11 protein-coding genes are annotated in these 14,002 nt (G+C 55.6%); all 11 read left to right on the forward strand.

The annotated features are described in order from the left end of the window. The first annotated feature begins 459 nt into the window (after positions 1-459). Positions 460-843, forward strand: coding sequence for a PIM8 family immunity protein (locus AC6ROY_RS23845; protein ID WP_500103058.1), 384 nt, complete (start codon positions 460-462; stop codon positions 841-843). A gap of 189 nt (positions 844-1,032) precedes the next feature. Next, positions 1,033-1,371 carry a metal-sensitive transcriptional regulator gene (locus tag AC6ROY_RS23850; RefSeq protein ID WP_500103059.1) on the forward strand — a complete coding sequence of 113 codons (339 nt, stop codon included), beginning with the start codon at positions 1,033-1,035 and terminating at the stop codon, positions 1,369-1,371. Between the two features lie 117 nt (positions 1,372-1,488). Further along, positions 1,489-2,166 carry a response regulator transcription factor gene (locus AC6ROY_RS23855; protein WP_500103060.1) on the forward strand — a complete coding sequence of 226 codons (678 nt, stop codon included), beginning with the start codon at positions 1,489-1,491 and terminating at the stop codon, positions 2,164-2,166. Beyond that, entirely contained in the window at positions 2,163-3,602 is a 1,440-nt protein-coding gene (locus AC6ROY_RS23860; RefSeq protein WP_500103061.1) for a HAMP domain-containing sensor histidine kinase, read from the forward strand. The genes AC6ROY_RS23855 and AC6ROY_RS23860 overlap by 4 nt, the downstream gene beginning before the upstream one ends. Positions 3,603-3,774: 172 nt before the next feature. Beyond that, a complete protein-coding gene (locus tag AC6ROY_RS23865) occupies positions 3,775-4,902 on the forward strand; it encodes a Fe(3+) ABC transporter substrate-binding protein (RefSeq protein WP_500103062.1) in 1,128 nt (375 codons plus the stop codon). Positions 4,903-4,904: 2 nt separating this feature from the next. Beyond that, the gene (locus AC6ROY_RS23870; RefSeq protein WP_500103063.1) at positions 4,905-6,554 is read left to right on the forward strand and encodes an ABC transporter permease; all 1,650 of its coding nucleotides are present in this window, start codon (positions 4,905-4,907) and stop codon (positions 6,552-6,554) included. Further along, a complete protein-coding gene (locus AC6ROY_RS23875) occupies positions 6,554-7,213 on the forward strand; it encodes an ABC transporter ATP-binding protein (RefSeq protein WP_500103078.1) in 660 nt (219 codons plus the stop codon). The genes AC6ROY_RS23870 and AC6ROY_RS23875 overlap by 1 nt, the downstream gene beginning before the upstream one ends. Positions 7,214-7,366: 153 nt before the next feature. After that, positions 7,367-9,805 carry a helix-turn-helix domain-containing protein gene (locus tag AC6ROY_RS23880; RefSeq protein ID WP_500103064.1) on the forward strand — a complete coding sequence of 813 codons (2,439 nt, stop codon included), beginning with the start codon at positions 7,367-7,369 and terminating at the stop codon, positions 9,803-9,805. A 253-nt stretch (positions 9,806-10,058) separates the two neighbouring features. After that, positions 10,059-11,036 carry an ABC transporter permease gene (locus tag AC6ROY_RS23885; RefSeq protein WP_500103065.1) on the forward strand — a complete coding sequence of 326 codons (978 nt, stop codon included), beginning with the start codon at positions 10,059-10,061 and terminating at the stop codon, positions 11,034-11,036. A gap of 37 nt (positions 11,037-11,073) precedes the next feature. Next, positions 11,074-11,928 carry a carbohydrate ABC transporter permease gene (locus tag AC6ROY_RS23890; RefSeq protein ID WP_500103066.1) on the forward strand — a complete coding sequence of 285 codons (855 nt, stop codon included), beginning with the start codon at positions 11,074-11,076 and terminating at the stop codon, positions 11,926-11,928. A gap of 54 nt (positions 11,929-11,982) precedes the next feature. Next, entirely contained in the window at positions 11,983-13,620 is a 1,638-nt protein-coding gene (locus tag AC6ROY_RS23895; RefSeq protein WP_500103067.1) for an extracellular solute-binding protein, read from the forward strand. Positions 13,621-14,002: the final 382 nt, after the last annotated feature.

Genomic DNA, 14,002 nt, shown 5'->3' on the forward strand with positions numbered 1-14,002 from the left:
CATAATGAACTGGCCTTCAATTCAGTTACATCGTGCATTAAAGCCGATTTTCGTTCTGCGAAAGTTGAGTTATATACTTCAAATAACCTAAAGAAATCGTGGTCATGGTCTTGGTTATATACTGTAAAAGGCTGGTTTTAATGAACCTTTATAAGATGATCTTTTATGCTATCTTTATTTTGACTTTATTCATTATAATTATTTCAATTAAGGGAGTTAATCTCGCTATATTATTCATTGCTTCAATAGCTTGTATTTTTGTAGTAGGTAGGATCTTTAATAATTGGATTGGTTTGGTGCTCATTATGATTATTACAGCAGTTTTTATAGGTTTAGTAAGTTATTAGAACCTTCTCCCCGAGCAGAGCTAAAAACCCTCTCGGGATTCTTTTTATTGCTATGCAAACAGAGGAAGGAATGCAACTACCATTTTTGGAATGATTAGAGGGAAAACGTTGGATGGAATTCATAAATAACTTTCATCTTATCGCTGAGAAAATACCTATTTTTAGCGAAAAGGACTTAAAATTAGTTGTGAGCATTAATTATTATATTGACTACAACAAACGTTATGATGAAGTATCTTTCCTAGAAATAGGATTCATAGCGGAATCTAAAGCGCAAAGTAAAAGATATAAGCTTTTGCTGAAATTCGATGAGATTTCTTCTTTGAGCCTTTCAGGATTTGGCGGGGCATTGAATCAAATGATGGGCTTTAAAATAACAGATATGAGAGATCGAAGCTGGGAAATCGATCAAAGGTACTACGTTCACGATTATGAGAACGACATCATGACATTTTACTGCACGTCAGTTGAGGTTCTATCCATTGAAGAGCTGTAGGTAAACCATTTTGCGTATGCTGTAGTTTACTGAGCGTGGTTACTACATATAATTCTGCTAGCGGCGGAAGTTGTTCCACGAAATGGACGACACAAGCCGCGTACATTCCGCAGAAAAGGCCTTCACCCAGCCCCCACCCTTCATTTTCACTAAAACTGCGGTTATAATGGAGGACAGGGGGGATGGATGATGGAGCTTCACAACGAAACGGGCTGTCATGGGGAGCCGCATTGCCAGGATGGCGAGCAGGAGCGGAAGAGTCACCATTCCGATAAAATGAAAAGCAGTCTGGTGTCGCGTCTGAACCGGATTGAAGGGCAGATTCGCGGGGTGCGCGGCATGATTGAGCGTGACGTGTATTGTGACGATGTGCTGAACCAGATCGCCGCGATCCAGTCTGCGCTGAACGGTGTGGGACGGCTGCTGCTGGAAGGCCATATGAAAAGCTGTGTAATGGAGCGTATCCAGTCGGGCGATCAGGAAGTCATTGACGAGTTGCTGGTCACGATGAATAAGCTGATGAAGTAGCAGATGAGCAGACGACAGCAGCGACGAATCCAGATCCCGCATCGGTCCGATGCGGGATTTTGAGCGGATACGGCAGGTGGCCGGTCCACAGCAAGCACTGACAAGGGATGAACTTCGATGAAAAAAATATTATTAATTGAGGATGAACGTAATTTGGCCCGCTTTGTGGAGCTGGAGCTGCGCAATGAAGCGTTTTCGGTGGCGGTTGCCTATGATGGGTCTGCGGGTCTGGAGCTGGCGCTGAAGGAAGACTGGGGAGTCATTTTGCTTGATCTGATGCTGCCGGGCCTCTCCGGCTTCGAAATTTGCAGGCAAATTCGAGCGGTGAAAAAGACGCCGATTATTATGTTGACCGCACGTGACAGCATTACGGATCGGGTAACGGGTCTGGACAGCGGGGCTGATGATTATGTGCCTAAGCCGTTTGCCATTGAGGAGCTGCTGGCCCGGATTCGTGTCGTGTTCCGCAGGCAGGAGGAGCAGGAGACGGACAGCAGGACAAGGCTGAGCTTTCAGGATTTGAGTGTGGATACGGACACCCGATTGGTACATCGCGGCGATACGCTGATTGAGCTGACGAAACGTGAATATGAGCTGCTTGTCGCCTTTATGAGCAATGCCAACCGCGTGCTGACGCGCGAAGCGCTGCTGGACCGCGTGTGGGGCTACGATGCACCTGTCGATACGAATGTTGTGGATGTGTATGTCCGTTATTTGCGGAACAAAATCGACTGCCCCGGAGAAGCCAGCTATATCCAGACCTTGCGGGGCACCGGCTACGTGATGCGCAGATGAGAACCAAACTTGCTGTTGCATTTCAGCAGTTGCCCATTCGCTGGAAGCTGACGATCTGGTCATCGCTGCTGTTGTTTTGTTTATTTACGGTTGCAAGTGTGGTTCAATATGTGTTTATCGAGCGCTGGATGCTTCGGCAGGAGGTCGCCGATACCGGGCGCAATATGAACGAGGTACTGAATGTTTTCCTGGAAAATGAGGTGTCCTTCGCCGACCCGGAGCTGCCGCATATTCGCAGTTTTTTGGAAAAAATGAATGATCAGAAGCAGTCGATCCGTATTCTGGATGCGCAGGGGCGGCCGCTGGTTGCGGTTAGCCACGGACTGGATATCGGTCAGGCGGAGCAAGCGCTGCAGCAGCTGGAGGGGACGGACGGCACGTGGCAGCTGGATGGCGGGCTGCTGGTGATGCGGCGCGCTTTAACGATTTTTGATTTTCAGGGCACGGTGGAGATGGCGCGCAGCACGGAGGAATTCGCTCAGCTCAGCGCGGCGTTCTCGCGGGTGATGCTGCTGTGCGGGCTGGGGGCGGTCATTATCAGCGCGCTGGGCGGCTTGCTGCTCGCTCGTCAAGTGCTCAAGCCGCTGCAGGCGATGGCCGATACGATTCATAAAATCAAACGGCAAGGCTTGCACGAACGGATGCCGTTAACCGGCCAGCAGGACGAAATTCATACGCTGATGGTGATGTTTAACCAGATGATGGATCAGGTGGAGCGTTCGTTTCAGCAGCAGCGACAGTTTGTCGAGGATGCTTCGCATGAATTGCGGACGCCGATTGCGATCGTCGAAGGACATCTGGCGCTGCTGCAGCGCTGGGGCAAGCATAATCCGGAGGTGCTGGAGGAGTCGCTGGAGGTGTCGATTCAGGAGCTGGCGAGATTGAAGGGGCTTGTGCAGGAAATGCTGGCGCTGACTCGGGCCGAGCAGCTGAAGCAGAACACGGCTGAGCCGCTGTCACGGCCGGATGAGGTGATCGGGCTTGTCGCGAAGCAAGTGGAAATGATGTCGCCGTCGTGCCGGATGACGGTCAGCGTGGGGGAGCTCGCGCAGCAGACGATCGGCGTGCCCGTGCAGCATGTGCAGCAAATCTTGCTCATTCTGCTGGACAATGCGGTGAAATACGGAGGAGACCGCCAAGCGGTCACGGTGCGCGCGTTCGTCCGCGAGGAACAGGTGTGTATGCAGGTGGCTGACCAGGGCATCGGAATCCCGGAGGCGGATTTGCCTTATGTGACGGACCGTTTTTACCGGGTGGACAAGGCACGGAGCCGGGAGCTGGCCGGACATGGTCTCGGCTTGTCTATCGCCAGCAGGCTGATTGAACGGTACGGTGGAACCTTGGATATCGTAAGCAGAGAAGGGGAAGGGACGACGGTTACGGTCTCCTTTCCGGTATTAAATCCGGCTTCGGGCTTAGCGAGCGAGCAGAGTTGACAGTTGTCTGCGCGCTTTTTTAATTTTCACAGCGTTTTCTAATGTTCGTCAGGTACAATGTGAATTGTCATTTCAGTAGTAATGATATTCATTCTCACATATGTATTGAGAATGAGTATTGTTATTGATTGAACTATCGAGAAGGAAACTACAAGCAGAGGGGATCGAAGACATGAAGACGAAGTTAAAGCTTGGCGTGTTAAACGTGATGATGACAGCATTGGTGCTGACGGGGTGCGGAGCGGCTCCGGCAGGCAATGGAGCACAGGAGCCGGCGAGCGGCAAAACCGACACATCGGCGGCGGCTAAGCCGGCTGAGCCGACCGGAGGAGCAGGCAAAGGCACGGAGCAGGCGGTAAACGTCTTTACGGCTCGTCATTATGCGGTTGATACAGAGCTGTTCCAGGCTTTCACGAAGCAGACAGGCATCAAGGTTAACGAGGTGAAGGGCACGGCGGAAGAGCTGGTCGAGCGGCTGAAACGCGAAGGCTCCAGTTCGGAGGCGGACCTGTTTATTACCGTTGACGGCGGCGTACTGAATTATGCAAAGCAAAATGATGTGCTGCAGCCGCTGCAATCGGCGGAAATTGATAAAAACGTGCCCAAGCAATGGCGGGACAAGGATAATAGCTGGGTTGGCATCGCGACGCGCGCACGGGTGATCGTGTATGCCAAGGACCGGGTCAAGCCGGAGCAGCTGTCGACGTACGAGGATCTGGCGACGGATAAATGGAAGGGCAAGGTGCTGGCACGCTCCTCGTCCAGCTTGTACAACCAGTCGCTGCTCGCTTCGCTGATTGAGCTGAACGGCGAGCAGCAGGCTGAGGCATGGGCCAAAGGCATTGCGGCCAACCTGGCGCGAAAGCCGGAAGGCGGCGACCGCGATCAAGCGAAAGCAATTGCCGCTAAAATCGGTGATGTTGCGATCATGAACACGTATTATGTAGGGCAAATGCTCGTCTCGAAGGATGCCGAGGAAGTGAAGGTGGCGCAAAATATCGGCGTGTTTTTCCCAAACCAGAGCACGACAGGCACGCATCTGAACATCAGCGGCGTCGGCTTGACCAAGCACTCGAAAAACAAAGCGAACGCCGTCAAGCTGGTTGAATTTATGACCGGCAAGGAAGGTCAGACGATGCTGAGCAACGGAAGCTTTGAATTCCCGGTCAATGAAGCGGCGGACAAGCCGGAGCTTCTGAAAACGTGGGGCACCTTCAAGTCGCAGCAGCTTGATTTCTCCAAGCTTGGCGACCATAACAAGAAGGCGATCGAGCTGCTGAACAAGGCGGGCTGGAAGTAAGCATGCCTACAACCCGATGGCTGCAAAAGCTGAAGCTCAGCAGCAACGGCTGGATGATCATCACCTGGACGGGGGCCCTAGCGGCCCTTCTTCCGTCTCTGTATATTGCCGCCGGCTTGTTTCAGCGGCCGACCGAGAACTGGGCGCATATCCGAGAGTATATGCTGCTGGATTCGGCGCTGCAGTCGCTGCTGCTTGTCGTCGGTACGGTTAGCGGCACGGTCATCCTTGGTACGGTGCTGGCGTGGCTGGTCACGGTGTATGATTTTCCGCTGCGGGGCTTTCTGTCGTGGGCGCTGGTGCTGCCGCTGGCGGTTCCGCCGTATATTGCAGCGTATACGTACGGCTCGATGCTGAGTTATACTGGAGTGGTGCAGACGTTCATGCGCAATACGCTCGGTGTGACGCCTGACGCGCGTTATTTCGATATCATGTCGATGAAGGGCGCTATTGCGATTTTTACGTTATTTTTGTTTCCTTATGTGTATGTCATTGTCAAAGCGTTTTTGGAACGGCAAAGCGCGTCCTATATGGAAAATGCGCTGCTGCTCGGCAGACATCCGCTTGCGGTGTTTTGGCGGGTCGGCTTGCCGCTGTCGCAGTCGGCCATCGCCGGAGGCGCGAGTCTGGTCGCCTTTGAGGTGCTGAATGATTTCGGGGTTGCGAAGCATTTTGGCATCGCCTCCTTCACGACGTCTATTTTCAAGACGTGGTTCGGGATGAATGATGTCAGCTCGGCATTCCGGCTGGCGGCGCTGCTGATGGCGGTCATTATCGGCATTCTCGTGCTGGAGCGGCTGCTGCGCCGGCGGCGCGCCTACAGCTCGACGACCAGCAAGCTGCGTCCGCTGCGGCGGCGCAAGCTGAGCGGCTGGCCTGCATATGCGGCCTGTACCGGGGGGCTGCTTGTGCTGGCGCTGTCGTTTATTGTGCCGGTCTGGCAGCTGATCGTCTGGGCGACCTGGACGTACCGCGAGGTGTTTAGCCCTGCCTTTGTCCAGCTGCTGGCCAATACGCTGCGAGTGTCGGCCATTTCGATTGCGCTGCTGATCGGGTTTGCCGTGATTGCGGCCAATGCGACCCGGCTCCGGCGTTCGCCCTGGACGCTTGTTTTGTCCAAGCTGCTGTCCATGGGCTACTCGATGCCCGGCGCTGTGCTGGCGATTGGCGTGCTGGCCGTATTTCTGTCACTGGACCGGCGGCTTTCCGGCTCGTATGAAGCGCTTGGACTGGGGGCGGGCAAGCTGGTGCTTAGCATGTCGCTGGCGATGCTTGTCTGTGCGTATGTGATTCGCTTTCTGGCTGTCGGTTATAACGCGGTGGAGGCCGGCTTTGAGAAAATGGGCAATCGGTACACCGAAGCGTCCAGACTGCTTGGCCGGGGAATTACGCGGACGTTTTTTCTGGTGGACCTGCCGCAAATTCGAGGAGCGGTCGTCGCAGGCTGCGTGCTCAGCTTTCTGGAGATCGTCAAGGAGCTGCCGCTGACCTTGCTGCTGAGGCCGTTTAACTTTGATACGCTGGCGACGAAGGCTTACCAGTACGCAAGCGATGAACAAATTCATCAGGCGGCGCTGCCTTCCTTGATTTTGATCGCGATCGGGATTGTGGCCGTCATCTGCTATCACAGGTTGGGAGAGAATAAAAGGTGATGACGTTTTTCGAAATGTCCGACGTATCGTTCCAATATTCGAGCCGGACCGGACCGGTGCTGCAGCAGTTTTCAATGAAGGCGGAGCAAGGCGAAGCGGTGGGTTTGCTGGGGGATAGCGGCAGTGGAAAAAGCACGCTGCTGCGTATTATCGCCGGTCTGGAGGAGCCCTGTACCGGGCGCGTGGCGCTTCAGGGAAAAACGCTGGTCGACGCGCGTACCTTCATCCATCCTGAGCATCGCGGCATCGGGATGATGTTTCAGGACTACGGGCTGTTCCCGCATCTGACCGTGGAGCAAAATATTAAGTTTGGTTTGCATCGGCTGGCCAAAAAGGAGCGGGACCAGCGGCTGCTTCATATGCTGGAGCTGGTGCAGCTGCATGATTACCGGCGGCGCTATCCGCATGAGCTGAGCGGCGGCCAGCAGCAGCGTGTTGCGTTCGCCCGCGCCCTCGCGCCGCAGCCCGCGATGCTGCTGATGGATGAGCCGTTCAGCAATCTGGATGCGGGCCTGAAGGACGGCATCCGGCAGGAGCTCAAGCGGCTGCTGACGGCATCCGGCATTACGTCGATTCTTGTCACGCATGACGAAGAGGATGCGGGTGTGCTGTGCAGCCGGATTATCCGGATGCCGTCAGCAGCGGCTGCTTCCGTGTGACAGCCGCTTCCCATCTGCCCTGAGGTCTGTGCGTATACGCATAGGTCTCTTTGTCCTGGTTCTGGTACTTCACTCTTATTCTTCCTGCAATGGCTGGACTTCCCGGACGCATCCGTGTATGCTTGCGTTAAGTTTGTGACTCGGATAACTCGGATGAATCGGATTCGGGAGGACGATATGCTGCTTCGTACGTTGTCACGCCTGCGGCTGTATGTGCGAAAAAATGCGCTGCTGCTGCGCATTCTGCTGTCCTATATCGTGACCGGCTCCATTCTGCTGAGCGTGCTGTCGGTGGCACTTGTCGTCCAGTTTTCGCGGAGCACGCTGGCCCAAATTCATGAGCAATCGGAGCTGCTGCTGGAGCAGTCCTATAATGTGGTGGAGACGTATTGGTCGTCCACCTTGTTGTATTTAACCCAGTTTCACGTCTATTACGGCGTGCCGACCAGCTTGAACGACAGCGTCAATACGTACAGTCCGGTTTTCAAGGCGCTGTTTGCAGATGTCCATGAATCGGTCGAGATGGGGGATATTTCGATTAAGCTGACGGAAATCGTCAATTCCAACCCGCTGATCGAGTCCGTGTACGTGTACAATGCGAAGGCTGACCGCTTCTTTTCCAATTTGACGGTCGCGCAGCCGAAGGGCGAGTTTTTCGATCGGGGCGTGATCCGTTACATCGAGGAGCTGGCGCCCGGCACGGAGCGGGCGGTGCTGCCGCGCAAGGTCAGCTATACGCTGGCTGGACGGGAGACTGACTACCATGCGATTTCCGTGCTGTTCGTCGAGGACGAGCATGAGGGCAAGCCGCAGGCGGTGCTTGTATTTAACCTGCGGCAAAGCGCGCTGCAGCAAATCGTCAAGCGACCGGCCGAGCGTGAGCAGGGGCGGCTGTTTATTATGGACCGCGCGGGAATGGCGATTTCCCATCCGGAGCCGGAGAAAATCAACGCATCGCTGCTCAGTGAAGGGGACTACATCCGCAAGGTGCTGGCGAGCGAGGGCAGCGGCTATTTTACCGATGACATTAACGGCCGCGAGTCGCTGGTCACGTACCGGAAGTCTGATACCGCCTTCGGCTGGATTTATGTAAGCATCGGCGACTATGAGGAGCTGCTCTGGAATTTCTCCAAGCTGACCCGCGTCATGGCGCTGATGACGGCTGCGTTTGTCGCACTCAGCATACTGACGGCGGTCTGGTTTACCCGAAACATGTATAAGCCGCTGCTGCGACTGCTGCGCAAGGCGAGAACGGCAACGGAGCCGCTGCCCGGCCCCGAGGTGCTGGGCGAATACGACTATTTAAACCGGACCTTCGATTCGCTTGTCAGCAATGTCCATGAGCTGCAGGCGTCGGTGCGCGCCGGATTGCCCGCGATGAAGGCAGGATTGCTCAAGCAGCTGCTCAAGGGGGAGCTGACCGGCGAGGACGAGATTGCGGAGCGGGTCGCGCACCTGCGGTTGCGGCTGCCGTCCGGCAAGTATACGGTCGTGACGCTCCGGCTGTGCGCTTACCGCGAGCTGACGGCCCGGCGATCGGTCCGCGACTTGTCGCTGCTCCGGTTTGCGCTGATGAATATCGCGGTCGAAACGTGCGGACCGGAGCTGGCGGTGGAGGTGGTGGACGGAGAAACGGACCATATTGCCGTTATGATCCGTTGGCCTGCACCGGCGGAAACGGAAGCTGCGTCTGAACAGACGGAGCTGGTCCGCCAGCGGCTGTCGGCCGTGCAGCGTCATGTGCGGCATTACCTGGAGGTGACGGTGACGGCGGCTGTCGGACATCCGGTGGAGCAACGCAGCCAGCTGCATCTGTCGTACCGCAGCGCGCTGCAAAGCTCCGAGTACCGGCTGATTTACGGCAAAGCGGCGATTTTGCTGCATAGCGAGCTGGCGGCGCTGCCGCGCGCGAAATATGCCTACCCGTTTGAGCTGGAAAAGAAGCTGGCGGAAGCGCTGCGGGCCGGTGACCGGGTGCGGTCATCCGAGCTGCTGGAGGAGGTGCTGGCGGCGATCCGGCGTTTTTCCTACGATGAAATTTTACTGTCGCTGACCCAGCTGGCGCTTGCGCTGAGCGAAATTGCCGCCGGCGCTGCGGAATCGCCGCGCGACGAGCCGCGTCTGTCCTTCAAGGCGATTATGCAGGAGCTGGCCGGCTGCGACGATCTGGAGGATGTGCGGCACTGGTTCTCCCGGCTGAACGAGCAGCTGGCGGAGCTGCTCAGAGAGCGGCGCGGGAACAAAAGCCGCGAGCTGGTCGAGCGCATTCACCAGTTCGTCGCGGAGCGGTTTCGCGATCCGGGCCTGAACGTGGAGGCGGTGTCCGCGCACGTGGGGCTGTCGCCCAATTATGTGCGCACCTTGTTCAAAGGAAGCACCGGGCAGTCGCTCAGCGCAACGATTAGCGAGCTGCGATTTGCCGAAGCGCGGCAGATGCTTGTGCAGACGGAGCTGCATGCGAACCGGATCGCCGAGCTGGCCGGCTTCGGCAGCGGCAAATATTTTTACGCCGCGTTCAAAAAAGCGACAGGCCGCACGCCTGATGAATATCGCAAGGCCGCCAAAGCCGGAAGCCCGGCTGCGGACGACTGACTGCTCTGAACCGCAGCGCTCCGGCGCTGGGGTTCTTTTTGCATCAATCCGCCGAATTGATACGTTTCTGACTTCGATTGATAATTTTCTAACTTCGGCGGCAGGCGCGGCTGGGCGGGACATTTTTTCAACAACAGCCCGTTTCTGTAACATTCGGCCTTTTGCCCCGTGCCGGCTCCCTGTACGATAAACGCAAGGAGAACAGCGGAGGCTGCTCCTGATAACCTGACCCGTAAAGGAGTGATCAGCCGTTATGGAGCCTATCGTTGCACGCCCTCGCAGCCTGGAAGCGTCCAGACGGCGGGAAGCCGCCCGTAGACACACCTTGTTCAAGGAGTTGTACAGAAACAAATATTTGTACCTGTTGACGCTGCCGGCGCTTCTGTATTTTATCGTATTTGCGTATTTGCCGATGTTTGGCATGGTCATTGCGTTTCAGGACTACAACCCGATTCACGGCATTTTCGGCAGTAAGTTTGTCGGGCTGAAAAATTTCGATTTCTTCTTCACCAGCAACGATTGGCTGCTTGTTACGTTGAATACGCTTTACTTGAACGCCTTATTTATCGGGGTCGGGCTCGCCGTTCAGGTGCTGTTTGCCGTGATGATCTCGGAGCTTGGCTGGAAGCCCTTCAAACGGGTGACCCAATCGCTGATGCTGCTGCCGTATTTTATTTCGTGGCCGATCGTCTCGATGTTTGCCGTGTCGCTGTTTGCGACGGAGGGCGGGCTGCTGAACAAATTGCTGATGCTGCTGCAGCTGGACCCGATTGCTTTTTATCAAAACCCGGACGTATGGCCGGCGACGCTGGTGCTGTTGAAGGTGTGGAAGGCGACTGGATACGGCGTCATCATTTACCTGGCGACCATTACGTCGATCGACACGGAAATTTATGAGGCCGCCCGGATCGACGGAGCGAGCCGGCTGCAGGCTATCCGCTACATCACGCTTCCGCTGCTCGGCAATACGACGATTTTGCTGCTGCTGCTGGCTGTCGGTCATATTTTCTACGGGGATTTCGGGATGATCTATGCGCTGATCGGCGACAATGCGCTGCTGTATCCGACGACCGATGTCATTGATACATTTGTGTTCCGTGCGCTCCGCCAGTACAGCGACATGTCGATGTCATCCGCCATCGGGATGTACCAGTCCGTTGTCGGCTTCCTGCTTGTGCTCGGCTGCAACACGCTGGTCCGTCGCGTGAATAAGGATGCGGCCCTATTCTAACCGGGGAAGGAGAGACGTAAGGATGAGAGGAAGGACGATGAGCGAACGACTGCTGCTGACGAGCTTTTATCTGGCGTGCGCCTTCTTTGCGGCGGTATGTCTAATGCCGTTCCTAATCGTGCTCGGCAGCTCGCTGACCAACGAGACAGCGCTGCTGCAGACGGGCTACCGCATTTGGCCGCAGCCGTTTTCATGGGATGCTTACGCCACGATTTTTGCAAATGATGTGATCTACAACGCTTATTCCGTCACCTTGTTTGTCACCTTGGTCGGGACAGCGCTCAGTCTGCTGATGACAAGCGCCGTCTCGTACGCGGTGTCGGTGAAAAGCTTGAAATACCGCAACTCAATCCTGTTTTTCATCTGGTTTACGATGCTGTTTAACGGAGGGCTGGTGCCGTGGTACATGTTGATCTCTAAATATTTGCAGCTGAGCAACAGCATCTGGGTGATGATTTTACCGGCGCTTGTTAATCCGTGGTTTATGTTTCTGCTGCGCAATTTTTTCATGACACTGCCGGATTCACTCGCCGAATCGGCCAAAATCGACGGAGCCAACGATATTTACATTTTGTTCCGCATCGTGCTGCCGCTGTCGCTGCCTGCGCTGGCGACGATCTCGCTGTTTTATGCGCTGGACTATTGGAACGAATGGTTCCGGGCGATCCTGTTCATCGACGATCCGGCCAAGTATCCGCTGCAATCGTTAATCATCCGCATTATTAGCAGCATGAATTTCACGAACCAGCTGTATACGGGCGCGGTCAATATTCCGTCCTATACGATCCGGATGGCGACGGTCATTCTGACGATCGGGCCGATTGTGCTGCTGTACCCGTTTATTCAGAACTATTTTGTCCACGGCCTGACGGTTGGCGCGGTCAAAGGTTGAGTCCGGCCTCGTGCCGGTTCACATACCAGAGTCAGCTTGAGGAGGGTTTGCAATTTGAAAAAAAGAGCGCTTCAGTACGTCATGACAGCGGCTGCGATGTCGCTGCTCGTCACCGGATGCACGTCCCCGCAGGGACAGCCGTCAAGCAAGCCGGGAGACTCCGCGTCTCCGGGTGCCGGGACCGGGACGACGACCGGCAATACGCCGGACCCGGTCACCCTGCACTTTTATTTTCCCGGTGATCCGCCCAAGGACCAGCAGGCTGTGCTGGACGAATTCTACAGCCGGACCAAGGACACGCTGAATACGAAGCTTGTGTTCAACTGGGTGCCCTGGGACCAGCTGAAGGAAAAGATCGGGCTGAAGCTCGCCTCAGGCGAACAGGTGGATGCGGTGTTTGACGCCCAGTGGAATACGATGCCGCAGATGATTTCGAAGGGAACGTATCTCAAGCTGGACAGCTATTTCAACAATGACAAGTATCCCGGCTTGAAAAAGGCGTTCCCGCCAACGTACATCAACAACAACAAGTTTGTGGATGCGAGCGGCGGGGAGCATATTTACGGCGTTCCGTTTACTCGCAGCTATGGAGCCGCCAATGCCCTCATCATCCGCAAGGATCTCCGGGTCAAGTATGGCTTGCCGGACATCAAGTCGGGTGCGGAGCTGGAGGCGTTTTTCGATCAGGTGCTGGCGAATGAAAAGGGGATGATTCCGTTCGGCGTCAAAGGCTCGCTGGCTTCGCTGGGCAACTGGCTGGAGCCTTACAAGAAGCCGGATACGTACGCCGCGATTCTCGCCGGTGATCTGCTGACGAAGTTTGCGATTCGCAGCGGCAAGGTGGACGTTGTGTTCCACGGCGAAGACATTTCGCAGCTGCCCGCGCCGATGAACGACAAGCAGCAGACATATGTGCAGGAAATTACGGCCCGCAAGTGGCAGCAGAAGGGCTATATGGAGAAGGACGTCATCAGCCAGAAGGATGACACCGGCTTCTTCAAGTCCGGCAAGTTTGCCGCCATCGGCGGCGATACCGGCAACGCGACGCTGCATCGCGAGCTGAAGCAGGCGGTTCCGGGCGCGGAGCTGGAATATGTCAGTCTGACGCCGGGCGTCGCCGAGGGTAAGCCGGGCTCGCTGACGACCGACTTCAAGGCGTGGAATTTCTCCAGCATTCCGGTGACTTCGAAGAACGCCGACCGGGTGATGGCTTTCTTCGATTGGCTGTATGCCGATCCGCAACACCATGACCTGTTCGAATACGGCATTCCCGGCAAGCATTGGGAAGCCATTGGCGGCGACAAGTTCAAAATTCTGGCCGACGCCGACGCAAGCAAGGCGTACAGCTTTCCCGGCTACGTGCTGACCTGGAATCCGTCCTTTGTCCGGTACCCGGAGGATTTCCCGGAGAGCGGGCTGAAGCTGGAGCAATTTACAAGCAAGCAGGAATCGTTCGTCAAGTCGCCGATCGCCGGCTTTACGCTGAATGCCGAGCCGATCAAAAGCGAGCTGGCCAAGGTCGGCCCTGAATTCAAGAAGGCGCGGACCATTGCGATGCTTGGACTGACCGACGAATATGAAGGCGTTTACAACGAGGCGCTGGAGAAGATGAAAAAAATGGGGCTGGAAAAAATCCGGGCCGAAATTAAAGAGCAGCTGGAGGACTATCTCGCTGCCCAGGCGAAAAAATAGGCGCAGGAACCTGGAAATCCGGCCGGAGCCTGGCGCTTCGGCCGCTTGCGTGTCTCCGAGCCGGCATTCCAGACATTCGCCCGGTATAAATAAGCCAATTGTACGGTAATTAGAGAACGCTTCCATGAATAGCATACTAAACGGGCATGAATCCGAGAGGGGGTGAGGGGGATCAGGCTCCAAGGCGAACGCCCGCCGGGTACGCATCCAGACATCGACATCGGACGTCCGCCGGCCATCGTTGCCGAATAGGCGGTTAGACTGGAATTACCGTTGTCGAAAGGAGAGAATCGTTGGGTGATGTTGGGTCCGTTCATCGTTAAGACAGGCAGGACTTTGATCAAGTACAGTTGCTACACTCGAAGCACGCCGGTCAGTCTCA

It is taken from the genome of Paenibacillus sp. sg306046 (assembly GCF_059821225.1).